Origin of the sequence: Phytopseudomonas flavescens, from assembly GCF_900100535.1 — a bacterium.
GTDB classification, from domain to species: Bacteria; Pseudomonadota; Gammaproteobacteria; order Pseudomonadales; family Pseudomonadaceae; genus Aquipseudomonas; species Aquipseudomonas flavescens.
The window spans coordinates 1-25300 of the sequence record NZ_FNDG01000020.1 but is presented as its reverse complement, the minus strand read 5'-3'; the positions used below and the strand labels follow the sequence as shown (position 1 = coordinate 25300).

Genomic DNA, 25300 nt, shown 5'->3' with positions numbered 1-25300 from the left:
GATATGACTGGAGCTTATATGAGCGCGCGACCTCTGATTTTGCTGGATGGCGGCATGGGCCGTGAGTTGCAGCGCCGTGGTGCGCCATTTCAGCAGCCGGAGTGGTCGGCGCTGGCGCTGAGCGAGGCGCCCGAGCAGGTGGAAGCGGTGCATGCGGCCTACATCGCCAATGGCAGCCAGGTGATCACCAGCAACAGTTACGCGGTAGTGCCCTTTCATATCGGCGAGCAGCGCTTCGCCAGAGAAGGCCGCGCGCTTGCCGAGCGCGCCGGTCAACTGGCGCGCAACGCGGCCGATCGGGCTGCCAGCGCAGTACGGGTTGCCGGTTCGCTGCCACCGCTATTCGGCTCCTACCGCCCGGATCTGTTCCGGCCCGAACGGGTGACCGAGGTGCTGACGCCACTGATAGAGGGCCTGGCGCCCCATATCGACCTGTGGCTGGCCGAGACCCAGAGCGCTATCGCCGAAGCACGGGCCATCCGTGCCCATCTGCCGGACGACGGCAAGCCGTTCTGGTTGTCCTTCACCCTGCGTGACGAGGATACCGACGCGGTACCACGCCTGCGCTCCGGCGAGCCGGTGGCCGATGCGGCCCGCGCCGCCGCCGAACTGGGCGTCGAGGTGCTGCTGTTCAACTGCAGCCAGCCGGAAGTGATCGGTACGGCCATCGACCTGGCCCGCGACACCTTCGCCAGCCTCGGGGCGGACATCGCCATCGGTGCCTACGCCAACGCCTTCCCGCCACAGCCCGCCGAGGCCACCGCCAACGATGGCCTCGACCCGCTGCGCGAGGACCTCGACCCACCGGGTTACCTGCGCTGGGTGGCCGACTGGCGCGCACGGGGCGCCAGCCACCTCGGCGGCTGCTGCGGCATCGGCCCGGAGCATATCGCCGTACTGGCGCAGCGCTTGCGCTGAGAGCGCCTCTGCGGGTGTGCTTCGAAGCCCTGTGATCGCGTCTAGCCTCAGGGCTCCGGCGTTGCGCCGGGCATGACTGCGAGTGCCACCATGCAAGCGTTGTTGAACGAGATTCTCGACCAGGTCCGGCCACTGATCGGCCAGGGCAAGGTGGCCGACTACATCCCCGCGCTGGCCGATGTGCCGGCCCAGCAGCTCGGCATCGCGGTGTATGGCAACGATGGCGAGCTGTTCTGCGCGGGCGATGCCCTGGTGCCGTTCTCGATCCAGAGCATCTCGAAAGTCTTCAGCCTGGTGCAGGCGATCCAGCACAGTGGCGAGGCCATCTGGGAGCGCCTCGGTCACGAGCCGTCCGGGCAGCCCTTCAACTCGTTGTTGCAGCTGGAGCTGGAGAACGGCCGGCCACGCAATCCTTTCATCAATGCCGGGGCGCTGGTGATCAGCGATATCAACCAGTCACGCTTCGCCGCCCCGGTGCTGTCGATGCGTGATTTCGTCCGGCGCCTGTCGGGCAATCGCGACGTGGCTGTGGATAACCGTATCGCCGAGTCGGAATACCAGCACCGCGCGCGCAACGCAGCGATGGCCTACCTGATGCAGTCCTTCGACAACTTCCACAACGATGTGGAGACGGTGCTGCGCGGCTATTTCAGCCACTGCGCCCTGAGCATGAACTGCGTCGACCTGGCCAAGGCGTTCTGCTTTCTCGCCAACGACGGTTTCTGCAAGCACAGCGGCGAGCAGATCCTCAGCGTGCGGCAGACCCAACAGGTGAATTCGATCATGGCCACCAGCGGGCTCTACGACGAAGCCGGCAACTTCGCCTACCGCGTCGGCTTGCCGGGCAAGAGCGGCGTGGGTGGCGGCATCGTCGCGGTGGTACCGGGGCAGTACACCCTCTGCGTGTGGTCACCGGAGCTGAACGCCGCCGGAAACTCACTGGCTGGGATGAAGGCGCTGGAGTTGCTCAGCGAGCGGATTGGCTGGTCGGTGTTCTGAGGCGCAAGCCGCAAGCTTGAAGCCTCAGGCAAGAGCAATCCGCTGATGGTCGGTCTGGGTGGGGAACCGGTAGCAGAGATGCCGAGCGTGAGAACGATCGATTGTCGCGTGTGATCGACTTGTTCGTCGATCACACGCGATTCGGGCTGACAGAAAATCAGCCTCGGCATCAGTTGTTGGCGCGGTATTCCTGGCGCAGTGCCCTCAGGTCCTGATAGGTGCAGGAGCCTGGCGTGGCGCCGGTCAGGTCATAGCAGCGCTGGCCGAAGCCCATCGGCCAGTAAATGATGCTGAACGGCGGCCAGAAGATCGAGGCCACGCGAAAACGCGTGCGCAACTTGCCTTCGGCACGGGTTTCACCGGTCGCGCTGGTCAGTGTGTATGGCACACCGCCGGCGCGGTTCCAGAAGAACGGACGGGTCTTCACCAGGCCTTGAGGATGCTGCTCGGCGCGGTCGTTGACGCTGATGGTGCTGTGCTCGGGCAGCTTGAAGAAGGCTTTGGTCGAGCAGCCGCTGATGGCCAGGAGGAGCAACAGAAAAACGCTGGAGCGAAGCAAAGGCATGGGACGTCCTTGTGAAGGTCAGTGAAGCGCAGGAATGGCTGGCTTCCGGCAGCCGGGCGCGACTATACAGGCTGGCCACGCCCCGATCCATGGCTCATTCCGCTCGCTCGCCACACAGGTCCAGGCTGAACAGGCGCTCCACTTCATCCTGCGGCAGGCCGGCTCCCAACAGCGCGAACAGTTTGCCCAGCGCCGCTTCGCGGGTCATGCCTCCAGCGGACACCAGGCCGACCGAGGCGAGTTGGCTGCCAGCGGCGTAGACGTCGAACGCCACATGCCCCTGGGGGCACTGGCTGATGGCCGCCAGCACCACGCCGCGCCCATGGGCCTCGCGCAGTACGTCGAGCAGCTCGGCATCGTCGGACGGGCCGGTGCCGCTGCCGTAGCACTCCAGCAGCAGGCCCTGTACGCCACTGCCCAGCAGGGCACGCAGGTGGCTGGCACGCAGGCCGGGAATCAGTGGCAGGCTGAGCAGGTTGACCGGGTGGCGCTGCTGGCGGAAGTCGATGTGTGCGGGCAGCTCGGCCAGGCGCTCGCTCTGACGCAGGCGTGGCATGACCTGGAACGCATCGAAGGCATCGCTGCGCAATTTGCTGACGCGCGCACCGTGCATCAGCGCCCCGTCGAAATACAGGTGCACGCCTGCCTGCACACCCTCGTGCAAGGCCTGCATGGCGCCGAACAGATTGTCCCAGGCATCGCTGTTCTCGGTACCCGCCGGCTGCATCGAACCGGTCAGCAGCACCGGTACCGGCAGGCCCAGCAGCAGGAAACTCAGCGCCGCGGCGCTGTAGGCCAGGGTGTCGGTGCCGTGCAGTACCAGCACGCTGTCGCAGCCTTGCTGCTCGACCCCCTGGCGGATCGCCGCGACCATCGCCAACCAGTTGTCCTGGCTCATGTTGGCGCTGTCGATCGGTGGCAGCAGTTCGCAGAAACGCCAGGCCGGTATCCGCTCGCGCCGTTCGCTCTGCTGCGCGCGCAGGCGCGCCTCGAAGCCGGAGGCAGGGGCCAGGCCGGCAGCGCTCATCTGCATGCCGATGGTGCCGCCGGTATAAAGCACGAGGAGTTTCTGCGCTGCAGGCATGCCTTTTTCCTTATTGAACGAATGAGTATAGCGACAAGATACCTCCGATTGCCGCTCGTGAAGACCAGGGACGGGAATCTCGAGACGATGCCGTGCCCTCCTCGACCGGGATCGAGAAAAGCAACGGCAGCAAGGGAGTGATCGTGACGTGAACGGCGTAGCGGGCGACACGCAGCGTGTCGCCCGGTCAGGCTGGACGGCTCAGCGTTGCGTGGGCAGCAACTGCGCCGCACTGTCCTCGGTGCCGGCAGTGGGCTTGGCGGCCGGCCAGGAAGCGCGGTCGAGATCCAGGTCAGCGAATTTGGAGCCATCGAACACCGGCTGGGCGATGCCTGCCTTGCGCTGTTCGTCGTAGTCCTTCATCACCCGCATGCCGACCTTGATCAGCATCGCCAACGCTGTCAGGTTGACGAACGCCAGGCAGGTCATGGTGATGTCGGCGAAGGCGAACACGGTGCCCAGGTTCTGCATCGAACCCCAGCAGATCAGCGCCAGCACCAGGCCACGGTAGGCGAGCAGCGCGACCTTGCTGCGGCCGACCAGGAACTGCAGGGCGTTTTCGCCGAGGTAGTAGTTGTAGAGGATGCAGGTGAACACGAACAGGCTCAGTGCGACGCTGATGAAGGTCCGCCCCCAGTCACCGACCACCGCCGCCAGGGAGTTCTGGGTGAGCACGATGCCGTCCCCTTCGAAGCCAGGGGTGTAGAAACCGGACAGCAGGATCAGCAGCGCGGTGCAGGTGCAGATCACGAAGGTGTCGAGGAATACGCTGAACGCCTGCACCACACCCTGGGCTGCCGGGTGCTTGACGGAGGCCACGGCGGCCACGTTGGGGGCGCTGCCCAGGCCGGCCTCGTTGGCGAAGACACCGCGTTTCACGCCCATCACGATGGCGCTGCCGAGCAGGCCGGCGAAGGCAGGCTCGAGGCCGAAGGCACTCTTGACGATGGTCGCCAGCATGCCCGGCACGTGTTCGATCTGGAGGGCGATGACGTAGAGGGTGACCGCGATATAGAGGAGCGTCTTGACCGGAACCAGCAGATCCGAGACCGAGGCGATACGCTTGATGCCACCGATGAACACCAGCCCCAGCAACACGGCCAGCGCGATGCCGCTGTACTGCACCGGAATGTCGAAGGCGTTCTGCAGCGAGTGGGTCACGGTGTACGACTGCAGGCCGTTGAAGGCGAAACCGTAGGTGACCAGCAGCAGCACGGCGAAGGTCATCGCCATCCAGCGCAGCTTCAGGCCGTGCTGGATATAGTAGGCCGGGCCGCCGCGGTACAGGCCGTCACCGTCGCTGCGCTTGTAGACCTGAGCCAGGGTGCACTCGAAGAAGCTGCTGGACATGCCGACCAGCGCGGTCACCCACATCCAGAACACGGCACCCGGGCCGCCGAGCGTCACGGCGATGCCGACACCGGCGATATTGCCGGCCCCCACCCGCCCGGCGAGGCTCAGCATCAGCGCCTGGAACGAGCTGAGTTGGCCGCCGCTGCTGCGCAGCGAGTCCTTGAACACACTGAACATGTGCACGAAATGGCGGAACTGGACGAAGCGCGAGCGCAGGGTGAAATAGCTACCCAGGCCGACGATGAGCACGATCAACACTTTCCCGGAAAGGAAGTCGTTCAATACTTCGAGCATGATGAGAATCCTCGATTCTTATTGTGGTTGTTCGGCGGGCGAACGCTGACGCGATATGCGGTGGCCAATGTTTGGGCAAGGTGGTCGTCGGAACAATTTCGCGGGTCGATCATAGGTGATGCGACCTGATGCTATAATCACGTCACTCGCATCATCTGAGCCGCCCATGTCCAGTCACCTCGGTGAGAACCTCCGCCTACTCTGCAGCCACTACCGCTCGATTGCGGAGGTGTGCCGCAAACTTGGCATCAACCGTGCCCAGTTCAACAAGTACTTGTCTGGCGAGAGTCAGCCGACCGCCTATAACCTCAAGAGAATCGGGGACTTCTTCGGTGTCGAGGGCTATGAGCTGGGATTGCCGGGGGATCAGTTCGCCCGGCTGATCGGCGCACGGGGCGCGCAGATCGGCGCCCCCGCCGAGCAGGATCCATTACACGCATTGTTACAGCCGCTACGTGAGCAGTCCGGTGATCTCTCGCGCTATTGCGGCTATTACTTCGAATACGCCAACTGCATGTCGGTGCCGGGCACCATCCTGCTGTCGCTGATCCACATGCGCGAGGAGAGCGGCACATTCCTGTTCGAGCGCCAGGAACGCCAGGTGACTTCGGCCGGCGGCCTCGCCGAAGACTCGGCACGCTGTCGCTACCTGGGCGCCGCGTTCCAGCTGCAGGATCGGCTGTTTCTCATCGACTACGAGTCGTTGACGGTCAACGAGATGAGCCAGACCATCCTGATCCCCAGCTTCAAGAGTCGTATCACGCGCCTCAATGGCCTGAAGACCGGGGTCTCCAGCGGTGACCGCCGCACCCCGGCGTGCACCCGCGTGGTGTGGGAATTCCTCGGCACGGAAATCAACCGCATCAGCACCTATCGGCAGGTGATGCTCTACCCGCCGGACGACCCGCGCATCGACGAGGATATCCGCGAACGTCTGGCTCATGCGCCGGTCCGTGATGGGTTGTTCGAGGTGGAATGAAGCGTGGTGGCGCCAGGCGGCCACCGGTTGTCCGCGAGGACTGGTGGGCTCAAACCCACCAAGCAGAGATCGATGGCTGCCATGCAACGCGTGAGGAACGATCTGCATCACTATGCCGATTTCGTCATCGCCCTCGTGCAAATCCTTCAAGCCGCGGCAGCCCGCCCGCGTCACGCTGTAGCCATTCGAACGGCATACAGGCACAGCCCCCATGAAACGCATCGAAGTTATCGACTCCCATACCGGCGGCGAGCCGACTCGACTGGTGATCAGCGGCTTTCCCGACCTGGGCAGTGGCAGCATGGCCGAGCGCCGCCAGCTTCTGGCCAGCGAGCACGATGACTGGCGCAGCGCCTGCATCCTCGAACCCCGTGGCAGCGACGTGCTGGTTGGTGCCCTGCTCTGCGAGCCCGTCGACCCCAGCGCCTGTGCCGGAGTGATCTTCTTCAACAACACCGGCTACCTCGGCATGTGCGGGCACGGCACCATCGGCCTGGTGGTGTCGCTGGCGCACATGGGGCGCATCGGCGCCGGCGTGCACAGGATCGAGACGCCGGTGGGCATGGTCGAGGCGACCCTCCGTGAAGATCGCTCGGTCAGCGTGCGCAACGTACCGTCCTACCGTTACCGCCAGGCCGTCGAACTGCAGGTGCCGGGCTACGGCTCGGTGCAGGGCGACATCGCCTGGGGCGGCAACTGGTTCTTCCTGATCGCCGACCACGGCCAGCGCATCGCGGGAGACAACGTCGAAGCCCTGACCGCTTACACCTACGCGGTACAGAAGGCGCTCGAGGAGCAGGGCGTGCGTGGCGAGGACGGCGGCCTTATCGATCATATCGAGCTGTTTGCCGAAGATCAGCAGCCAGCTCCCAACGCAGCATCATCGAGCGCAGCAGCTTCGCTGCGAGCCGACAGCCGGAATTTCGTGCTCTGCCCCGGCAAGGCTTACGACCGCTCGCCCTGCGGCACCGGCACCAGTGCCAAGCTGGCCTGCCTGGCCGCCGATGGCAAGCTGCAACCCGGCGAGATCTGGCGCCAGGCCAGCGTGATCGGCAGCCTGTTCGACGGCTCGTTCGAATGGCAGGGCGACACGGTGATTCCTACCATCCGCGGTCGCGCCAATATCAGCGCCGAGGCCACCCTGCTGCTCGAACAGGACGACCCGTTCGCCTGGGGCATCCGCCCGTGAACCCGATGCGGGTCGCTGATGTGATCGTCATTGGCGCCGGCATCATCGGCGCCGCCTGCGCCCGCGAACTGGCCCGCCGCGGCCAGCGAGTGCTGGTCATCGATGCCGGTCTGCACGGTGCCACCGCTGCCGGCATGGGGCACTTGCTGGTGCTCGATGACAACCAGGCCGAACTCGACATCAGCCGTTACTCGGTACGCCGCTGGCGTGAGCTGGGCCCGCAATTGCCGGGCGACTGCGCCTATCGCAACAACGGCACGCTGTGGCTGGCCGCCAACGAACAGGAACTGGCGGCGGCGGAAACCAAGAGCGTCAACCTGCGCGTCGAGGGAATACCCTGCGAGATGGTGCCCGGCCACGCCCTGCAACGGCTGGAGCCGATCCTGCGCGACGGCCTGCACGGTGCCCTGCGCCTGCCCGACGACGGCATTCTCTACGCTCCGAACACCGCCCGCTGGATGCTCGACGCCCCCGGCATCACGCAACGCCGCGCCCGGGTCACCGAGCTGAATGGCAACCGCGTTCGCCTCGCAGACGGTGAGTGGCTGAGTGCCGAGGCAGTGGTGCTCGCCAATGGCATCCAGGCCGTGGAGCTATGCCCGGAGCTGCCCATCGCGCCGAAGAAAGGCCACCTGTTGATCACCGATCGCTACCCGCATCCGGTTACCCACACCATCACCGAGCTGAGCTACCTGACCAGCGTGCACAACAGCAGCGGTGCCTCGGTGGCCTGCAACATCCAGCCGCGGCCGACGGGCCAGCTGTTCATCGGTACCTCAAGGCAGTTCGATACCCTGAACCCCGAGGTCGAGGGCTGGTTGCTGGCACGCATGCTCAAGCATGCCGCGAGCTATGCGCCGGGCCTGGCGCAGCTCAATGGTATCCGCGCCTGGGCGGGCTTTCGCGCCGCCACCCCGGACGGCATGCCGCTGATTGGCGAACACCCCGCACAGCCCGGCCTGTGGCTGGCGGTCGGCCATGAAGGGCTGGGTGTTACCGCAGCGCCGGGTACCGCCGATCTGCTGGCTGCATTGCTGTTCAACGAGGCCGAACCCATTCCTGCGGCGGCATATTCGCCGCGACGTTACCTGCGCCAAGCTGGAGACCCCGCCCATGCCTGACCTGCATCTCGATGGCCGCCCGCTCAGCGTAGCGCCGGGCACCACGGTCGCCGCAGCCCTGGCGCTGGCCGGTGATGGCAGCGCGCGCACCTCGGTCAGCGGCCAGCGCCGTGCGCCACTGTGCGGCATGGGCGTCTGCCAGGAATGTCGGGTAACCATCGACGGCCTGCGCCGCCTGGCCTGCCAGACCCTGTGCCGCGATGGCATGCACGTGGAGACGCGGCCATGAGCGAACAGACTGACGTACTGATCATCGGTGCCGGCCCGGCGGGCCTGTCGGCAGCCCTGGCCGCTGCCAACGATGGCGCGCACGTGGTGCTGCTCGACGACAACCCGTTGCCGGGCGGACAGATCTGGCGCGACGGGGCTCAGGCAAGCGTCCCCGCACAGGCTCGCCGCCTGCGCGATGCGGTGGATGCACACCACACTATCCAGCGCCACGCCGCTACCCGCGTGGTGGCACGCTCCGGCAGCCATGCACTGCTGGTGGAAGATCCTCTGCGTGGCTGGGTAATCGCCTACCGCAAGCTGATCCTGTGCACCGGCGCGCGCGAGCTGTTACTGCCGTTTCCCGGCTGGACATTGCCCGGTGTTACCGGTGCCGGTGGCTTGCAGGCGTTGATCAAGGGCGGCTTGCCAGTAGTCGATGAACGCATCGTGATCGCCGGCAGCGGCCCGCTGTTGCTGGCCAGCGCGAGCACGGCGAAACACAACGGCGCCAGGGTGCTGCGCATCGCCGAGCAGGCATCAGCGGGCTCGGTGACCGCCTTCGCCATGCAGTTGCCGCGCTGGCCGCACAAGCTGTGGCAGTCCTTCAGCCTGTTCGACGGCGGTTACCGCCCTGGCACCCGGATCATCGCCGCATTGGGCAAGGATCGCCTGGAAGGCGTACGCCTGCAGCGCGATGACAAGATCGAAGAGCTGGAGTGCGAGCGCCTCGCCTGCGGTTTCGGCCTGATTGCCAATGGGCAACTGGGGCAGGCCCTCGGCTGTACGCTGGATAACCAAGTCATCAAGGTAGACGCCTGGCAGGCCACCGATGTGAGCGGCATCTACGCCGCAGGCGAGTGCACCGGCTTCGGCGGCAGCGAGCTGGCCCTGGTCGAGGGCCGCATCGCCGGCCATGCCGCAACGGGTAACCGCGAGGCTGCGCAACGTCTGTGGAAAGGGCGCGCCCGCTGGCAGCGCTTTGCCGATGAGTTGAACAGGCGATTCGCCCTCGACCCGGCGCTCAAAGGCCTGGCCGAGCCGGATACCCTGCTGTGCCGCTGCGAGGACGTGCCCTACGCCACCGTCGCCAGGCACAGCAACTGGCGCGAAGCGAAGCTGGCGACCCGCTGCGGAATGGGTGCCTGCCAGGGCCGGGTATGCGGTGCAGCCGCGCAATACCTGTTCGGCTGGCAGCCCGGGGCGCCCCGCCCACCGTTCGGACCGACTCGAATCGGCACCCTGATGCAGTTGGAAAGCCCGTCCCAGAGCACCGGACATGGGAAATGAATCTCATTTTCCACAAGGTGTTCCAGCGCACCATCCAACGGTAACAAAGCGGGTAGTGCGGTAACGCTTTCTGTAGCGAAAACCAGCGCTGAAAAAATCAGAAAATACTAAGTTATTGAAAAATATGGATATTCTAAAATTGGCACAGGATATGCTCTATGTTCCGCACAACAAAAATAACAAGACACATCTGATAACAAGAACAAGACAACGGCTCTAGCATAAGAAAGACAAAATCGCAGAGACGCAGCTAACTGATTTCTTTGGAGAGGACCGCCCTCGGGCTTGTACCGCAACCGGGTCGAGAACAATAAAACTGCTTTGCAAGGCAGCGACAGACGGGTTGGATCTCAGGATCACGGCAACATCAGCGTCCAAACAAATCCGTTCGCTCTTGGCCCCCCTTGGGGGCCGCGGCTAAAACAAGAACAAAAGGCCGGTAGCACTAATAAGAACGATGATTCGAACAAGATTTAGGGGAGCCTCGGCTCCCCTTTCTGCTTTCTGGCGTTCAGCCTTTTCTCCCTCCCCATGGCTACGGCCAGTTTCCTTTGTCTATGCAGATTCGCCTGGAGCCACTTCGTAGCCCTGGAGGTGAGTCCATGTGGATAACTCACACGCCCCTTCAGGAGCCGCGACACCGCGGCGAATGGCAGGCGCACTGCAGATTCTGTGGATGGCCAGAATCGCTTCGCCTCGAGGGCGGGGCGCCTACGAGTGTGATGACCCTTACCTCAGTCATGAATTTCAGCAACTCGAATCACAGGCATGAAAAAGGCCGCATCCCCTCCTGGGCGATGCGGCCTCCATTAGCGTGCAGGGGAGCTTACGGCAGCGCGTAGGCGATCACGTAGTCACCGCGGTCCGGCGACTGACGGGCGCCGCCAGCCGTTATCACGATGAACTGCTTGCCGGTCTTCGGCGACACGTAGGTCATCGGCGTGCCCTGGCTGCCTACCGGCAGGCGCTGTTTCCAGACTTCCTTGCCAGTGCCGCTATCGAAGGCGCGCAGGTAGTAGTCCTGCGTACCGGCGAAGAACACCAGGCCGGACTGGGTGGCCAGGGAACCGCCCAGGGTCGGCATGCCTACAGGCATCGGCAGGCGCATCTTGATGCCCAGCGGGCCGGTGTCTTCCACGGTACCGACCGGCACCTGCCAGGCGATCTTCTGGGTCTTCATGTCGATGGCGGTCAGCGTTCCGAACGGCGGTGCCTGGCAGGGAATGCCGGCCAGCGACAGGAAGCGGTTCTTGTTGACCGCATAAGGCGTGCCCTTGAGCGGTACCGCGCCCATGCCGGTGTTGACGGCTTCGCCACCGGACGAGGCCGGCCCGCGATTCTGCGCCGGAGTCATCTGCACCCACAGGCCAAGACGCATGTCGTTGACGAAGATGTAGTCATTGACCGGGTCGGTGGACAGGCTACCCCAGTTCATCCCGCCCAGCGAGCCGGGAAAGCTCAGCGACACGTCGGTACCCGGCGCGGTGTACAACCCCTCGTAGCGCATCTGCTTGAAGGCGATGCGGCACAGCATCTGGTCGAACGGTGTGGCGCCCCACATATCCGACTCGGTCAGGGTCTGCGCGCCGATCTGTGGCATGCCCACCGACAGGGGTTGCTTGAGCGCGTACTGCTCCCCCTCGATGTCCGCAGCCTTGACCGCCACTTGCGCCACTTCGGTCAGCGGCTGACCGGTAGCACGGTCGAGCACGAATATCTGTCCGGCCTTGGTGCCGATCACCACGGCAGGCACCTTGCTGCCGTCAGCCTTGGGGAAATCGATCAGGCTGGGCTGCATCGGCAGGTCGAAGTCCCAGAGGTCGTTGTGTACGGTCTGGTAGACCCACTTTTCCGCACCGGTGGTGGCGTCCAAAGCGAGGATCGAGGCGCCGTACTTGTGGTTCAGCGCGGTGCGCTCGGCACCGTAGAGGTCGGTGGACGAGCTACCCATGGGCAGGAACACGGTGTTCATGGCCGGATCGTAGGACATCGGTGCCCACGAGTTCGGCGTGCTGCGCACGTAGGTCTGCCCCTCGGCCGGAGCCTGACGCTCCTCGGGATTACCCGGGTCGAACGCCCAGCGCATGGCGCCAGTGACCACATCGAAACCACGAATCACACCGCCAGGCATGTCGGTCTGCACGTTGTCGGCCACACGCCCGCCCACCACGACAGTGGTACCGGCCAGCAGCGGCGGCGAGGTGAGCTGGTAGTGGGGGTCCGGCGCAGCCCCCAGACCGGTCTTGAGGTCGACCTGGCCATTCTCGCCGAAGCCTTCGCAGAGCGCGCCGGTGTCGGCGTCTACGGCGATCAGACGGGCGTCGATGGTGTTGGTCAGCAAACGACGACGGCAGTTGGCGCCTTCGGCGATGGCCACGGTTGGAACCGCGACGGCACCTGCGGCATCAGGCTGCTGCAGCGGTGCATCGGCGTCGAAGTAGGCCAGGCCACGGCAGCGCTGCCAGACCGAAGCCTGAGCGTTGATGTCGTTACGCCACAGCTCGCTGCCAGTATCGGCGTCGAGCGCGATGATGTTGTTGTGCGGTGTGCAGATGAACACCTTGTCACCCACCTGCAGCGGGGTGAGCTGATCTTCGGCACCGTTGCCGTTGCTCTCGGCCACGTCACCGGTGTGGTAGGTCCAGGCGACCTGCAGATCCTTCACGTTGGCACGGGTGATCTGATCCAGCGCGGCGAAACGGCTACCGCCAGCGGTATTGCCGTAGTGTTCCCAGTTCTTCTGCGCCTGGGTCGGGTCGACCGGCTTCACGGCCGGGCCATCGCCGCTCGCCGCCACGCTGGGGTGAGCCAGGAAGGTACCGCTGAAGCTGGCGATCAGCGCCACCGCCAGCACGGCTGCCAGCGCATAGGCGCCACGCCCGCCGCAATTACCAGCGGCCTTTTTCAAGGTCGGGTAGATCAGTGCGACGACCAGGGCGATCACACCAAAGGTGAACAGGCGCGAGAACAGTGGCCAGAACACCAGGCCGACGTCGGCCAGTGCCCAGATCACGGTACCGAGCAGTGCCAGGGCGAACAGCCAGGCGCCGGCGGGTTTGCGAGCGGCGATCAGCACACCACTGGCCAGCACGGCCACGCCCATGATCAGGAAGTACAAGCTGCCGCCGAGACTGGCCAGATAACCACCACCGCCCAGCAAGGCAAGGCCGACCAGGGCGATCAAGGCGCCGACGATCAGCAATAGTGCACGCGTGCCGCGCTGGGCACCTTTACCCTCATTCATCGTTTTATCCCGTTTTTCACGAACACAGAGACACAGCATCGACACCACCATCCCTGAGGATAGTTGCCAATACTGTTTGTAATAATTTGTATACCTGCCAGTGTGCACCGAAACGGTACGAGTCGCATCCGAAAATTAACCAGACGGTACATTTTCCTGCGTCAATCCGACGCGGTAGGCTCAGCGCCATCTGACCAGCCGCCACCGCCATGCAAACTCTGCTACCCACCGCCCTACATCAAGACTTGCCTGCATTGATCACCAGCCTGCGGCAGATCGAGCCGTTGCTCGATGCCTTGCCCGAGGTGGTGTTTTTCATCAAGGACAGCCAAGCTCGCTATGCCCTGGTCAACCAGACGCTGACGCAGCGGCTGGGCTTCAAGAACAAGACCAGGCTGCTCGGAATGACTGCCGAACAGGTGTTCCCGGCCAGCTTCGGGCCCTCCTACACGGCGCAGGATCGACGAGTGCTCAAGGATGGCAGCCAACTCGCCGACCAGTTGGAGCTGCATCTGTATTACGGCAACCAGCCCGTCTGGTGCCTTACCCACAAACTGGCGCTGCGCAATCACAGGGGCGAGATCATCGGCGTGGCGGGTATCTCCAGGGATGTGCAACTGCCACAATCGAGCCACCCGGCCTACCCGAGACTGGCGGAGGTGGACGCCCATATCCGCGAGCACTTCGCCCGGCCAATCAGCCTGGCCGAGCTCACCGAACTGGCAGGCCTGTCGGTGGCGCAACTGGAGCGTCACTGCAAGCGCATCTTCCAGCTCACCCCGCGCCAGATGATCCACAAGGCGCGCCTTGGCGAGGCCAGCCGCCTGCTGCTGCAGGACCTGCCGATCACCGAGATCGCCCTGCGCTGCGGTTACACCGACCACAGCGCCTTCAGCCGCCAGTTCAGGGCGCTGACCGGGCTGACACCCAGCCAGTTTCGCGATTCGCGCAGGGACTGATACCGGCGGTGTTCCGAAACGGGGCGCCCGACGCGCTGCATCGCTCCGTTATGTAACACCCAGCTAGGCTGATCGCCGCACTTTCCCCTCCCGTTTCTGCCAATCCCACGGCCGGTGGGCCGCTCGGCGACGAGCCGAAGAACAGGCACAGCCATTGCATATGAAATATCGTATACGAAATTTCCTATAACTAGCGTCTGCACACTTTCGAGGCTCCTATGAAGAATCCCGCTTTTGCCGTAGCCCTCAGCGCAGTACTCAGCACCACACTGATCGGCACCGCACACGCCGACAAGCTCGACTCGATCATCGAATCGGGCAAGCTGCGCTGCGCAGTGACCCTGGATTTCCCGCCCATGGGCTCGCGTGACGACAAGAACCAGCCGGTCGGCTTCGACGTCGATTACTGCAATGACCTGGCGAAAGTCCTCGGTGTCGATGCCGAAGTGGTGGAAACACCGTTCCCGGATCGTATTCCGGCGCTGGTTTCCGGCCGTGCCGATGTGATCGTCGCGTCCACGTCCGACACGCTGGAGCGTGCCAAGACCGTAGGCCTCACCGTGCCCTACTTCGCCTTCCAGATGGTCGTGCTGACCCGTGACGACACTGGCATCAACAGCTATGCCGACCTCAAGGGCAAGCCTGTGGGCAACACCAGCGGCACCTACGAAGCCATCGCTCTCGAGAAGGACGTGAAGGCATGGGGCGACGGTACCTTCCGCGCCTACCAGTCGCAGAACGACACCATCCTCGCCGTCGCCCAGGGCCATATCGCCGCCACCGTGGTGACCAATACCGTGGCCGCCGCCACCCTCAAGTCCGGCAAGTACAAGGGCCTGAAAGTGGTCGGTGATGCGCCCTACGTCGTCGACTACGTGTCCCTGGCGGCCAAGCGTGACGAGTACGGCCTGATCAACTACCTCAACCTGTTCGTCAACCAGCAGGTGCGCAGTGGCCGTTACGACGAGCTGTGGAAGAAGTGGGTCGGCGACGAAATCAAGCCGGCCAACCTGAGCGTGCCGGGCGTGTACTACTGATCAACGGCAATTCGTAGGGTGGGTCAGCGACGCCATGCCTGAGCTGCGCGGCCCGACCCACTCCACGCTTCCGTACCTGCAACAACCACGATTTCATGCGCGCGCGCCCCATGGCGCCGGGCTTTTCATCCACGCCTGGAGCCATCGATGCCAACAGTCGCTGACCACGCCTCGACCCACTCGCCGGCCTGCGCCATCCAGGGCCGCAGCCTGGTCGCCGGGCGCGCCGAGGGTGCGTTGCTGTTCGCCGAGATGGGCCTGAGTTTCTGGGGTGGCGTCGACCCGTTCACGGGCGAAGTGATCGACCGTCACCACCCGCTCAGTGGTCAGAATCTGGCGGGCCGCGTACTGGCGATTCCCAGCGGTCGCGGCTCCTGCACCGGTAGCAGCGTGATGATGGAACTGCTCAGCGGCGAGCACGCCCCTACCGCGCTGGTGCTGGCCGAGGCCGATGAGATCCTTACCCTGGGCGTGCTGGTGGCCGAACGGCTGTTCCAGCGCTCCATCGCCGTGCTGTGCATCGGCCATGACGCCTTCACCCGCTTGCGCGGTCAGGCTTACGCGCGCCTCGATGGAGAACGGCTGCAGCTTTATCCACAGCCTCCTGCCGATGCCCGACCGACAGGTGTGGCTTCGATACATCAGCAGCCGCTGTTCGCCAGCGCCCTGCAATTGAGCGAAAGCGACCGTGCCCTGCTCGATGGCAGCCAGGGCAAGGCTGCGCAGGTGGCCATGCAGCTGGTGCTGCGCATGGCCGAACTGCAGGGTGCCAGCGAACTGCTGGATGTCACCCAGGCGCATATCGATGGCTGCATCTATACCGGCCCGGCCAGCCTGCGCTTCGCCGAGCAACTGGTGGCCTGGGGCGCCAGGGTGCGGGTTCCCACCACCCTCAATTCGATTTCCGTGGACCAGCGCCGCTGGCGTGCTCTGGGCATCGATGCCGCATTCGGCGAACCGGCCAGCGCACTCGGCGATGCCTACATGGCCATGGGTGCACACCTCAGTTTCACCTGTGCGCCCTACCTGCTGGACAGCGCCCCCACCAGAGGCGAACAGATCGTCTGGGCCGAATCCAATGCGGTGGTCTACGCCAACAGCGTGCTTGGGGCACGCACCCTCAAATATCCCGATTACCTGGATATCTGCATCGCCCTCACCGGCCGTGCGCCCAGGGTCGGCTGTCACCTCGACGAGCACCGCATGGCCAGCCTGCAGATCCAGCTGCCGGCGCTCGCCGAGCTGGACGATGCCTTCTACCCGCTGCTCGGCTACCACGTCGGCCTGCTCTGCGGCAGCCATATTCCGCTGGTACGCGGCCTGGAACAGGCCCAGCCGAGCCTGGACGATCTCAAGGCCTTTGGCGCTGCCTTCGCCACCAGCTCGGCAGCACCGCTGTTCCATATCGCCGGGGTGACGCCGGAAGCCAGGCACCCTGAGACAGTTATCCACAGCACCGAATCGGCGCCCACCGAGCGGGTCACCCTCGCCGATCTGCGTCGCAGCTGGGACGAACTCAACAGCGCTGATGAAGCCGAGGTAAGGCTGATCGCGCTCGGTAATCCGCATTTCTCGCTCAGCGAATTCGCCCGCCTCGCGCACCTGTGCGCGGGCCGCAGCAAGCATGCTCAGGTAAGCCTGGTGATCACCTGCGGCCGGGCGATTCATGAGCAGGCCCGCGCGGCGGGTTACCTGAGCGTGCTGGAAGCCTTCGGTGCGACGCTGGTGACCGACACCTGCTGGTGCATGCTCGGCGAGCCGGTGGTGCCGACCCGTTGCCGCACCCTGATGACCAACTCGGGCAAATACGCCCATTACGCGCCCGGGCTGGTCGGCCGTTCGGTGCACTTCGCCAGCTTGGCCGAGTGCGTCGACGCCGCCTGTTCGGGCCAGGCCAGCGGCCGTCTGCCGCGCTGGCTGCAACCGGCTTGCCCTGTGGAGAACCCCACGCATGTTTGACTACAGCTTCCATTGGCGCCAGGCATTCAAGGCTCTGCCAGACATGCTCGCCGGCGCCTGGGTGACCTTCGAGACGGCCGCCCTGTCGATGATCTTCGGCGTACTCATCGCCCTCGCCCTGACGGTGATGCGTGAGCTGAAGAACCCCGTGGCGCGCGGCTTCGCCAATGGCTGGGTATCCATCGCACGCAACACGCCATCGCTGTTCCAGATCTACATCCTGTACTTCGGCCTGGGCTCGATGGGCTGGCACGTCAGCTCCTGGGTCGCCCTGCTGGCCGGCATCACCTTCAACAACGCCGGCTACCTGGCGGAGAACTTCCGCGGTGGTCTCAAGGCGGTGCCCGACACTCAGGTGCGGGCGGCCCGCTCGCTGGGCATGAGCGCCTTTCAGGCCTACCGGATGATCGTCGTGCCGCAGCTGCTGCGCATCGTCTTCTACCCGCTCACCAACCAGATGGTCTGGGCCGTGCTGATGACGTCGCTGGGGGTGATCGTCGGCCTCAACAACGACCTCACCGGCGTCACCCAGGACTACAACGTCAAGACCTTCCGCACCTTCGAGTTCTTCGCCATCGCGGCGGTGCTGTATTACCTGATCGCCAAGGCGATCGTAGCGGTTGCCCGGCTGCTGGCCTGGCGCCTGTTCCGTTACTGAGGAAGCACGCACATGTTCGATACCAGCTTCACCTGGAACGATTTCCTCTACCTGCTCGACGGTGCCTGGGTCACCCTGCAGCTGACTTTCTGGGCCATCCTGCTGGGCTCCTTCGCCGGCCTGCTGTTCGGCCTGCTGCGTGCCCTGCTGCCCCGCGCCACCCTGCCGCTGGCCTGGGTACTCGACGTGTTTCGCAGCGTGCCTCTGCTCATCCAGTTCGTGCTGTTCAACTCGTTCAAGAGCATCGCCGGCATCGACATCAGCGCCTTCGCGGTGGGCTGCATCGTGCTGGGCATCTACGCCGCCGCCTACTTCACCGAGATCGTGCGGGCCGGTGTGCTGTCGGTGCCGTTCACCCTGCGCCGCGCCAGCCGCTCCCTGGGCCTGAGCTATGTGCAGGACCTGCGCTACATCGTCCTGCCGATGGCCACGCGGGTGGCCTTCCCCGGCTGGCTGAACCTGGTGCTCAGCGTGATGAAGGACACCGCGCTGGTCATGTGGATCGGCATCGTCGAGCTGCTGCGCGCTTCGCAAACCATCGTTACACGCATTCAGGAGCCGCTGCTGGTGCTGTGCATCGCCGGCCTCATCTACTACGTCATGAGCCTGGTGGTCGCCCAACTGGGCGCCCGTCTGGAAAGAAGGTGGCAGGAAAATGATTGAGATCGACAACGTATACAAATCCTTCGGCGACCTCGAAGTGATCAAGGGCGTCAGCCTGACCGTGAACAAGGGTGAAGTGGTGTCGATCATCGGCGGCTCCGGCTCCGGCAAATCGACCCTGCTGATGTGCATCAACGGCCTGGAGTCCATCAAGAGCGGCAGCATCCGCGTCGACGGTACCGAAGTTCACGCACCGGGCACCGACATCAACAAGCTGCGGCAGAAGATCGGCATCGTGTTCCAGCAGTGGAACGCCTTCCCGCACCTGACGGTGCTGGAAAACGTCATGCTGGCGCCGCGCAAGGTGCTCGGCCTGAGCAAGCAGGAGGCCGAAGCCATCGCCGTGCAGCAACTGACCCACGTGGGCCTGGGCGAGAAGCTCAAGGTGTTCCCCGGCAAGCTGTCCGGCGGCCAGCAGCAGCGCATGGCGATCGCCCGCGCCCTGGCCATGAGCCCCGATTACATGCTGTTCGACGAGGCCACCAGCGCCCTCGACCCGCAGTTGGTCGGCGAAGTGCTCGACACCATGCGCATGCTCGCCGAAGACGGCATGACCATGGTGCTGGTGACCCACGAGATTCGCTTCGCCCGAGACGTGTCCGACCGTGTGGCGTTCTTCCGCAACGGCCTGGTCCACGAGATCGGCGCGCCCGAGCAGGTGCTCGGCAACCCGCAACGACCGGAAACCGCCGACTTCCTCAAGTCGGTTCACTAAAGAGGACTGCCCCGTGCGCTCCAGCAAAGTCATTCATGTGGTCAGTTGCCATGCCGAAGGTGAAGTCGGTGACGTCATCGTCGGCGGCGTCGCGCCACCACCCGGCGATACCCTGTGGCAGCAGTCGCGCTGGATCGAACAGGACGACTTCCTGCGTAACTTCGTGCTCAACGAACCGCGCGGTGGCGTGTTCCGCCACGTCAACCTGCTGGTGCCGGCGAAGAACCCCAAGGCGCAGATGGGCTGGATCATCATGGAGCCAGCCGACGTACCGCCGATGTCCGGCTCCAACTCGCTGTGCGTGGCCACCGTGCTGCTCGACAGCGGCATCCTGCCGATGACCGAGCCGCAGACCTTCCTGACACTGGAAGCGCCCGGCGGCCTGGTGGAAGTGATCGCCGACTGCGCGGGTGGCAAGGCCGAGCGGGTCGAGGTGAAGAACGTACCCTCGTTCGCCGACAAGCTCGACGCCTGGATCGAGGTCGAAGGCCTGGGTTCGCTGCAGGTCGATACCGCCTACGGCGGCGACAGCTTCGTGATCGCCGATGCACGTCACCTGGGGTTTGCCATCCAGGCCGATGAAGCGGCCGATCTGGTCGCCGTGGGCCTGCGTATCACCAAGGCCGCCAACGAGCAGCTCGGCTTCCAGCATCCGCTTAACCCGGACTGGAGCCATATCTCCTTCTGCCAGATCGCCGCTCCGGTAGTTCACGAGAACGGCATCGCCACGGGCGCCAATGCGGTGGTCATCCGCCCCGGCAAGATCGACCGCTCACCCTGCGGCACCGGCTGCTCGGCACGCATGGCGGTGCTGCATGCCAAGGGTCAGCTGGCGCTGGGCGAACGCTTCATCGGCCGCTCGATCATCGGCTCCGAATTCCACTGCCGCATCGACTCGCTGGCCGACGTGGCCGGCCGTCCGGCGATCTACCCCTGCCTATCCGGCCGCGCGTGGATCACCGGTACTCACCAGCACCTGCTCGACCCGAGCGATCCGTGGCCAACGGGCTATCGCCTGTCGGACACCTGGCCGGTGGAGCTGAAGCTGTAAGAGCCAGCTCACGATCAGCTGCGCGTCGGCGCTACTGCGTTAAAAACAAGCTCGGAATGCTCATTTAGCACTCGTAAACTCCGCTTCCTCGCTTGTTTTTGCCTTGTATCGCTCTAGCTCGCAAGATCGTGAACCGGTTCTAAAACGTATTGAAGATTTGAAACTGCCGGTTCGCCGGCGCAACGAACCGGGCGCCATGCCCAACAACGGAAAACGGACGGCCTGCTACGGCCATCTGTTTTCGTATACGAAATACTTTTAATCTGCCCAGGAGGCAACACCATGAGCAGCAACATCTTCACCGGCACCATCCCCGCCCTGATGACCCCCTGCACCGCCGAGCGCAAGCCGGACTTCGACGCCCTGGTGCGCAAGGGCCAGGAGCTGATCCAGGCCGGCATGAGCGCGGTGGTCTACTGCGGTTCCATGGGCGACTGGCCGTTGCTCACCGAAGCCCAACGCCAGGAAGGGGTTGCACGCCTGGTCGCTGCCGGCATCCCGACCATCGTCGGCACCGGTGCGGTGAACAGCCGCGAAGCGGTTTCCCACGCCGCCCACGCCGCCAAGGTCGGTGCCCATGGCCTGATGGTCATCCCCCGCGTGTTGTCCCGTGGCGCTTCACCGGCCGCCCAGGAAGCGCACTTCGCCGCCATTCTCGAAGCGGCGCCAGAGCTTCCGGCAGTGATCTACAACAGCCCGTACTACGGCTTCGCAACCCGCGCCGAGCTGTTCTTCAAGCTGCGTCGCCAGTACGCCAACCTGATCGGCTTCAAGGAATTCGGCGGCGCCGCCGACATGCGCTACGCCGCCGAGCACATCACCTCGCAGGATGAGGACGTGATTCTCATGGCCGGCGTCGACACCCAGGTGGTGCATGGCTTCGTCAATTGCGGTGCGACTGGCGCCATCACCGGTATCGGCAACGCCCTGCCGCGCGAAGTGCTGCAACTGGTCGAGCTGAGCAAGAAGGCCGCCAAGGGCGACGCCGTTGCCCGCCGCCTTGCCCTGGAGCTGTCCGAGGCGCTGAACGTGCTGTCGTCCTTCGACGAAGGCACCGACCTGGTCCTCTACTACAAGCACCTGATGGTGCTGGGCGGCGACCAGGAATACGCCCTGCACTTCTACGAAAGCGATGCCCTCAGCGACGCCCAGCGTAACTACGCCGAGACGCAATACACGCTGTTCCGCCAGTGGTACGCCAACTGGTCGGCCGAAAACAACGCCGCCTGATCGCTGTACGTCGGCCGGGTGGCTCCAGCGCATCCGGCCGAGCGGGTGCACCGCACTGCGTGAAGCCATCGTCGGTGCAGCAGTGAGCTGACCCGTCAGCCACTACACGGCGAAGACCGTGCCCACATCGAAGCCATCATGGCCAAGGCACAGGCCAACCGTCCGCACCAGCCGGATGCCGGCCTTTGACAACAGCTACAGCTGCATGATGCGGGAGACCACCCCCCGCTTCTTTGGCCTCATCTGCCTTGCCTGATAGATGCGCACGCCGCGTACCTGGCAAACACATAAAGACCAAGGGGAACAGGATGATCAACAAGACCACTCAGCTTTTTGCCGCTCTCGGCCTGGCGCTTTGCTGCGCGACCACCCAGGCGGCCAGCTACACCTATTCGGTACCGACTTCGGTCCCGGAAGGCAGTTTCTTCTTCGACAACTTCCTCAAACGCTTCGCCAGCAACGCCGCCCTGCTCACCGATGGCGGGGTGAAAATTCGCCCGGTCGGCGCCGGTGTGATCGTACCGCCGTTCCAGGTCTATGAGTCGGTGCAGAACGGCGTGCTCAAGGCCGGCCACTCCACGCCTACCTATCTGGTCAACCAGGACCCGTTGAACAACGTGTTCGCCGGCTACCCGGGCGGCATGTCCGGCGAGGAAACCCTGGCCTGGCTCTATGAAGGCAACGGACTCAAGTACTTGCAGGAATTCCGCCGCAAGAATATGGGCCTGCACAGTCTGGTGGTCGGTGTCGGCAGCACTGAAGTACTGGCCCACTCCAACAAGAAGATCGACAAGCTCGAAGACTTCAAAGGCCTGAAATTCCGCACCGCCGGTGCCTGGGCCGAAGTGATTCAGCAGGTCGGCGCATCGCCCACCGTGGTGCCGCCAGGGGAGATCTACACCCTGCTGCAACGCAAGGGCGTGGATGCCGTCGAGTGGGCGACGCCAGGTGCCAACCTGACCGAAGGCTTCCATGAAGTGGCGCCTTACCTGCTCACCCCCGGCGTGCATCAGCCGTCGTTCGTCTGGGAGTTCTTCATGACCGAGGAGAACTGGAATGCCATCGACGAGAAGACCCGCGCCAAGCTGGAAGAGGCAGCCAAGCTGACCACGATGCAGAGCTACTTCCACTTCCTCGATCGTGACATGCAGGCGATGGACACCTATCGCAAGGCCGGCATCGAGATCATCGAGCTGGACAAGAGCATCACCGACGACCTGGCCCAGCGCGGTAACAAGCTGATCGCCGACAAGCTCGAAGCACGCAAGGCGGACGACATCGACGCCAAGGCCATCTTCAAGGACTACAGCAACTACCTGCAGCGCTGGTCGGAAAACTCCTCCTACCTCTACAGACATTAAGCCGCACGATTGGCGGGCATCTCTAAAAACTACCTGCGTTGGCATAACTGCGTTAAAACAAGCTCAAAATGCTCATTTACAGCCAGTAAATTCCGCTTTTTCGCTTGTTTTCGCCTTGTTCTGACCGCCTCGCCCAGGTTTTTAGACGCGCCCTGACGAGACAAGACCGGCCACCACGGTGGCCGGTCACAGGAGGCGTTATGAACACCAGATGGTACAACTGGCCGGCGCAGATACTGCTCGCCGTGGCCTCGAGCATGGCGTTGATCATGGTGCTGGTGATGATCTACGAAGTCTTCGCCCGCTATGCCCTCAACAGCCCGACGCTCTGGGCCTTCGATATTTCCTACATGCTCAATGGCTGCATCTTCCTGCTCGGCTGCGCCTACGCGCTGAAGGAAGAAACCCATGTACGTGTCGACTTCCTTTCCTCGCGGTTCAAGCCCGCCGCCCAACGCTGGCTCAATGCGGCCTTCTACCTGCTGGTGCTGGTACCCACCATCGGTGGCCTTACCTTCGTCGCCAGTCGGCGCGCCTGGCACGCCTTCGTCTCTGGCGAGGTCGAGCACGTCAGCCCCTGGGCGCCGCTCATGTGGCCGTTCTACCTGGCACTGGCGGTTGGCCTCGCCGGCCTGACCTACCAGCTCATCGTCGATGCCGTGCTGTTCATCGGCAATCGCAAGCAGCCCGGCACCAAGGAACACTGACCGATGATGGAATACATACCTGTACTGATGTTCGTGCTGCTGTTCCTGTTCATCTTCCTCGGCATTCCAGTGTCCTTCTCGCTGATCAGCGTGTCGTTCCTGTTCGGCATGTTCATGTTCGGCGACAACATCCTGCAGCAGATGTACGGCTCGCTGCTGCAGGCTTCGACCAACTTCGCCCTGTCGGCGATTCCGTTGTTCGTGTTGATGGGCGCGATCCTCGAACGTACCGGCCTGGCGCAGCGTCTGTTCAATGCGCTGCAGCTGTGGCTCGGCGGCTTCTCCGGCGGCCTGGCGATTTCCTCGATGCTGATGTGCGGCATCTTCGCTGCCAGCTCCGGCGTGGTCGGCGCGGTGGAGATCGTGGTGGGCATGATGGCTATTCCGGCCATGTCCAAATACCAGTACGACCGCGCGCTGATCTCCGGCACCATCTGCGGCGGTGGCTCGCTGGGGGCGATCATCCCGCCGTCGGTGATCGTCGTTGTATATGCCTCGATGGCGCAGCTATCGATCGGCCAATTGTTCGCCGCCACGCTGTTCCCAGGGCTGTTGATGCTGGGCCTGTTCCTGCTCTACATCATCATCGTCTGCTGGCTGAAGCCCTCGCTGGCGCCGGCTGTACCGGAGATGAAGGCCACGCCACTGGGCGAGAAGCTGAAGATCACCATCAGCGCGCTGATCCCGCCGCTGCTGCTGATCGCTGCCGTGCTCGGTTCGATGCTCGCCGGTATCGCCTCGCCCACCGAGTCGGCCGCCGTGGGTGCGTTCGGTGCCGCCGTGCTGGCCATCTGGTTCCGCGAGCTGACCCTCTCACGGCTGATCGAGGCGCTGATCAGCACCATCAAGATCACCTCGATGATCATGTTGATCGTCGCTGGCGGCATCATGTTCACCGCCATCTTCGCCGCCAGCGGCGGTGGCTGGTTGATCGGCGACTTCATGGAGGAGATGAATTTCAGCCCTTACGTGCTGATCCTCATCCTGATGTTGATGGTGTTCTTCGCCGGCATGGTGCTGGACTGGATTTCCCTGGTGCTGATCTTCGTGCCGATCTTCACCCCGTTGGTGAAAGCTGCCGGTATCGACCCGGTGTGGTTCGCGGTGATGTTCATGGTGGTGGTGCAGACCTGCTACCTGACACCGCCTCTGGCGCCTTCGGTGTTCTACCTCAAGTCCATCGCCCCGCCGGGTTACGGTTATGGCGTGATGTACCGCGGCGTGCTGCCCTTCATCGCCATCCAACTGCTGCTGTTTTTGCTGATCCTGGCCATGCCCGGTATCGCCACCTGGCTGCCCAGGCAGCTGTTCTAGGAGGCTGGCCTGCAGATGTTTCATGCACGACCGAAAAAAGGCGATAGCAGTCATTTGTAGGGTGGACGACGCTTCATCCGTCCACCGCTCTGCGATCGCGATGGTGGATGAAAAGAGCGTCAGCTACGCGCCCCGATCCACCCTACGGCTGCTTCCTCCTTTAACTTGCCACTTGCCACTTGCCGCTTATGGCTGCTTTTTGCTTGTCGCGTTTCAGGTTCGCTAGAACGATTCAAAGCGCAGTCAGCCCGCCCACCTGCTGGGCTGGCTGATTGCAGACTTGCGCAACTTATCAGACATCGTACAATCAAAGCCTTTCCGTACGTGTTCATACGTCACCAACAGGAGCTCACAATGCCCGCTACCATCGGCCACAACATCATCGGCGGCGCGTACAGCGCAG

The 25300-nt window shown here is 63.9% G+C and carries 22 protein-coding genes; 18 read left to right on the top strand and 4 right to left on the bottom strand.

Annotation, left to right across the window (positions count from 1 at the left end):
• Window positions 1-18 precede the first annotated feature (18 nt).
• Both BLR94_RS21280 and glsB read left to right on the top strand, forming a co-directional pair.
• Window positions 19-918 (top strand): homocysteine S-methyltransferase family protein, encoded by a 900-nt coding sequence (locus BLR94_RS21280; protein ID WP_084307916.1) that lies wholly within the window; start codon window positions 19-21, stop codon window positions 916-918.
• Window positions 919-1008: 90 nt separating this feature from the next.
• Complete coding sequence (glsB, locus tag BLR94_RS21275) at window positions 1009-1917, top strand: glutaminase B (protein ID WP_084307997.1); 909 nt, start codon at window positions 1009-1011, stop codon at window positions 1915-1917.
• Between the two features lie 169 nt (window positions 1918-2086).
• On the opposite strand, the gene BLR94_RS21270 is transcribed toward glsB, so the two are convergent.
• The 3 genes from BLR94_RS21270 to BLR94_RS21260 form a co-directional block, all read right to left on the bottom strand.
• A complete protein-coding gene (locus BLR94_RS21270; RefSeq protein ID WP_084307915.1) occupies window positions 2087-2482 on the bottom strand; it encodes a hypothetical protein in 396 nt (131 codons plus the stop codon).
• A 94-nt stretch (window positions 2483-2576) separates the two neighbouring features.
• Window positions 2577-3566, bottom strand: coding sequence for an asparaginase (locus BLR94_RS21265; RefSeq protein ID WP_084307914.1), 990 nt, complete (start codon window positions 3564-3566; stop codon window positions 2577-2579).
• A 201-nt stretch (window positions 3567-3767) separates the two neighbouring features.
• Complete coding sequence (locus BLR94_RS21260; protein WP_084307913.1) at window positions 3768-5213, bottom strand: alanine/glycine:cation symporter family protein; 1446 nt, start codon at window positions 5211-5213, stop codon at window positions 3768-3770.
• Between the two features lie 166 nt (window positions 5214-5379).
• Between BLR94_RS21260 and BLR94_RS21255 the strand changes: the two genes are divergently transcribed.
• The 5 genes from BLR94_RS21255 (at window position 5380) to BLR94_RS21235 (ending at window position 9999) form a co-directional block, all read left to right on the top strand.
• Window positions 5380-6192, top strand: coding sequence for a helix-turn-helix domain-containing protein (locus BLR94_RS21255; RefSeq protein ID WP_084307912.1), 813 nt, complete (start codon window positions 5380-5382; stop codon window positions 6190-6192).
• A 211-nt stretch (window positions 6193-6403) separates the two neighbouring features.
• A complete protein-coding gene (locus BLR94_RS21250; RefSeq protein ID WP_084307911.1) occupies window positions 6404-7381 on the top strand; it encodes a 4-hydroxyproline epimerase in 978 nt (325 codons plus the stop codon).
• On the top strand, window positions 7378-8502 hold the full coding sequence (locus BLR94_RS21245) for an NAD(P)/FAD-dependent oxidoreductase (protein ID WP_084307910.1): 1125 nt from the start codon (window positions 7378-7380) through the stop codon (window positions 8500-8502). Before BLR94_RS21250 ends, BLR94_RS21245 begins: the two co-directional genes overlap by 4 nt.
• Window positions 8495-8731, top strand: coding sequence for a 2Fe-2S iron-sulfur cluster-binding protein (locus tag BLR94_RS21240; RefSeq protein ID WP_084307909.1), 237 nt, complete (start codon window positions 8495-8497; stop codon window positions 8729-8731). Before BLR94_RS21245 ends, BLR94_RS21240 begins: the two co-directional genes overlap by 8 nt.
• Window positions 8728-9999, top strand: a complete 1272-nt coding sequence (locus BLR94_RS21235; protein ID WP_084307908.1) for an NAD(P)/FAD-dependent oxidoreductase — start codon at window positions 8728-8730, stop codon at window positions 9997-9999. Before BLR94_RS21240 ends, BLR94_RS21235 begins: the two co-directional genes overlap by 4 nt.
• Window positions 10000-10825: 826 nt before the next feature.
• Here BLR94_RS21235 and BLR94_RS21230 read toward each other — a convergent pair.
• On the bottom strand, window positions 10826-13243 hold the full coding sequence (locus BLR94_RS21230) for a glucose/quinate/shikimate family membrane-bound PQQ-dependent dehydrogenase (RefSeq protein WP_084307907.1): 2418 nt from the start codon (window positions 13241-13243) through the stop codon (window positions 10826-10828).
• Window positions 13244-13452: 209 nt separating this feature from the next.
• Here BLR94_RS21230 and BLR94_RS21225 point away from each other — a divergent pair, with 209 nt between their 5' ends.
• The 11 genes from BLR94_RS21225 (at window position 13453) to BLR94_RS21175 (ending at window position 24897) form a co-directional block, all read left to right on the top strand.
• Window positions 13453-14202, top strand: a complete 750-nt coding sequence (locus BLR94_RS21225) for an AraC family transcriptional regulator (protein ID WP_084307906.1) — start codon at window positions 13453-13455, stop codon at window positions 14200-14202.
• Between the two features lie 218 nt (window positions 14203-14420).
• On the top strand, window positions 14421-15239 hold the full coding sequence (locus tag BLR94_RS21220) for an ABC transporter substrate-binding protein (RefSeq protein ID WP_084307905.1): 819 nt from the start codon (window positions 14421-14423) through the stop codon (window positions 15237-15239).
• A 147-nt stretch (window positions 15240-15386) separates the two neighbouring features.
• Complete coding sequence (gene lhpI / locus BLR94_RS21215; protein ID WP_084307904.1) at window positions 15387-17198, top strand: cis-3-hydroxy-L-proline dehydratase; 1812 nt, start codon at window positions 15387-15389, stop codon at window positions 17196-17198.
• Window positions 17191-17856: an amino acid ABC transporter permease gene (locus BLR94_RS21210; RefSeq protein ID WP_084307903.1), complete on the top strand. Its 666-nt coding sequence runs from the start codon at window positions 17191-17193 to the stop codon at window positions 17854-17856. The genes lhpI and BLR94_RS21210 overlap by 8 nt, the downstream gene beginning before the upstream one ends.
• Before the next feature lie 12 nt (window positions 17857-17868).
• A complete protein-coding gene (locus tag BLR94_RS21205; RefSeq protein WP_084307902.1) occupies window positions 17869-18519 on the top strand; it encodes an amino acid ABC transporter permease in 651 nt (216 codons plus the stop codon).
• Window positions 18512-19234 carry an amino acid ABC transporter ATP-binding protein gene (locus BLR94_RS21200; RefSeq protein WP_042555884.1) on the top strand — a complete coding sequence of 241 codons (723 nt, stop codon included), beginning with the start codon at window positions 18512-18514 and terminating at the stop codon, window positions 19232-19234. The genes BLR94_RS21205 and BLR94_RS21200 overlap by 8 nt, the downstream gene beginning before the upstream one ends.
• Window positions 19235-19247: 13 nt before the next feature.
• The gene (locus tag BLR94_RS21195) at window positions 19248-20285 is read left to right on the top strand and encodes a trans-3-hydroxy-L-proline dehydratase (RefSeq protein WP_084307901.1); all 1038 of its coding nucleotides are present in this window, start codon (window positions 19248-19250) and stop codon (window positions 20283-20285) included.
• 282 nt (window positions 20286-20567) lie between these two features.
• Window positions 20568-21515 (top strand): dihydrodipicolinate synthase family protein, encoded by a 948-nt coding sequence (locus tag BLR94_RS21190; RefSeq protein ID WP_084307900.1) that lies wholly within the window; start codon window positions 20568-20570, stop codon window positions 21513-21515.
• Between the two features lie 308 nt (window positions 21516-21823).
• Window positions 21824-22876, top strand: coding sequence for a TRAP transporter substrate-binding protein DctP (gene dctP, locus BLR94_RS21185; RefSeq protein WP_084307899.1), 1053 nt, complete (start codon window positions 21824-21826; stop codon window positions 22874-22876).
• A 200-nt stretch (window positions 22877-23076) separates the two neighbouring features.
• A complete protein-coding gene (locus tag BLR94_RS21180; protein WP_090423753.1) occupies window positions 23077-23583 on the top strand; it encodes a TRAP transporter small permease subunit in 507 nt (168 codons plus the stop codon).
• 3 nt (window positions 23584-23586) lie between these two features.
• Window positions 23587-24897: a TRAP transporter large permease gene (locus tag BLR94_RS21175; RefSeq protein WP_084307898.1), complete on the top strand. Its 1311-nt coding sequence runs from the start codon at window positions 23587-23589 to the stop codon at window positions 24895-24897.
• Window positions 24898-25300 lie beyond the last annotated feature (403 nt).

Excerpts from the sequence above, each read along its gene's own strand:
- BLR94_RS21235 (WP_084307908.1), top strand. The coding sequence starts at position 8,728 with ATGAGCGAACAGACTGACGTACTGATCATCGGTGCCGGCCCGGCGGGC.
- BLR94_RS21250 (WP_084307911.1), top strand. The coding sequence starts at position 6,404 with ATGAAACGCATCGAAGTTATCGACTCCCATACCGGCGGCGAGCCGACT.
- BLR94_RS21260 (WP_084307913.1), bottom strand. The coding sequence starts at position 5,213 with ATGCTCGAAGTATTGAACGACTTCCTTTCCGGGAAAGTGTTGATCGTG.
- BLR94_RS21210 (WP_084307903.1), top strand. The coding sequence starts at position 17,191 with ATGTTTGACTACAGCTTCCATTGGCGCCAGGCATTCAAGGCTCTGCCA.
- BLR94_RS21200 (WP_042555884.1), top strand. The coding sequence starts at position 18,512 with ATGATTGAGATCGACAACGTATACAAATCCTTCGGCGACCTCGAAGTG.
- BLR94_RS21240 (WP_084307909.1), top strand. The coding sequence starts at position 8,495 with ATGCCTGACCTGCATCTCGATGGCCGCCCGCTCAGCGTAGCGCCGGGC.
- BLR94_RS21175 (WP_084307898.1), top strand. The coding sequence starts at position 23,587 with ATGATGGAATACATACCTGTACTGATGTTCGTGCTGCTGTTCCTGTTC.
- BLR94_RS21280 (WP_084307916.1), top strand. The coding sequence starts at position 19 with ATGAGCGCGCGACCTCTGATTTTGCTGGATGGCGGCATGGGCCGTGAG.
- BLR94_RS21230 (WP_084307907.1), bottom strand. The coding sequence starts at position 13,243 with ATGAATGAGGGTAAAGGTGCCCAGCGCGGCACGCGTGCACTATTGCTG.
- dctP (WP_084307899.1), top strand. The coding sequence starts at position 21,824 with ATGATCAACAAGACCACTCAGCTTTTTGCCGCTCTCGGCCTGGCGCTT.
- BLR94_RS21225 (WP_084307906.1), top strand. The coding sequence starts at position 13,453 with ATGCAAACTCTGCTACCCACCGCCCTACATCAAGACTTGCCTGCATTG.
- BLR94_RS21180 (WP_090423753.1), top strand. The coding sequence starts at position 23,077 with ATGAACACCAGATGGTACAACTGGCCGGCGCAGATACTGCTCGCCGTG.
- BLR94_RS21205 (WP_084307902.1), top strand. The coding sequence starts at position 17,869 with ATGTTCGATACCAGCTTCACCTGGAACGATTTCCTCTACCTGCTCGAC.
- BLR94_RS21190 (WP_084307900.1), top strand. The coding sequence starts at position 20,568 with ATGAGCAGCAACATCTTCACCGGCACCATCCCCGCCCTGATGACCCCC.
- BLR94_RS21220 (WP_084307905.1), top strand. The coding sequence starts at position 14,421 with ATGAAGAATCCCGCTTTTGCCGTAGCCCTCAGCGCAGTACTCAGCACC.
- BLR94_RS21255 (WP_084307912.1), top strand. The coding sequence starts at position 5,380 with ATGTCCAGTCACCTCGGTGAGAACCTCCGCCTACTCTGCAGCCACTAC.
- lhpI (WP_084307904.1), top strand. The coding sequence starts at position 15,387 with ATGCCAACAGTCGCTGACCACGCCTCGACCCACTCGCCGGCCTGCGCC.
- BLR94_RS21265 (WP_084307914.1), bottom strand. The coding sequence starts at position 3,566 with ATGCCTGCAGCGCAGAAACTCCTCGTGCTTTATACCGGCGGCACCATC.
- BLR94_RS21270 (WP_084307915.1), bottom strand. The coding sequence starts at position 2,482 with ATGCCTTTGCTTCGCTCCAGCGTTTTTCTGTTGCTCCTCCTGGCCATC.
- glsB (WP_084307997.1), top strand. The coding sequence starts at position 1,009 with ATGCAAGCGTTGTTGAACGAGATTCTCGACCAGGTCCGGCCACTGATC.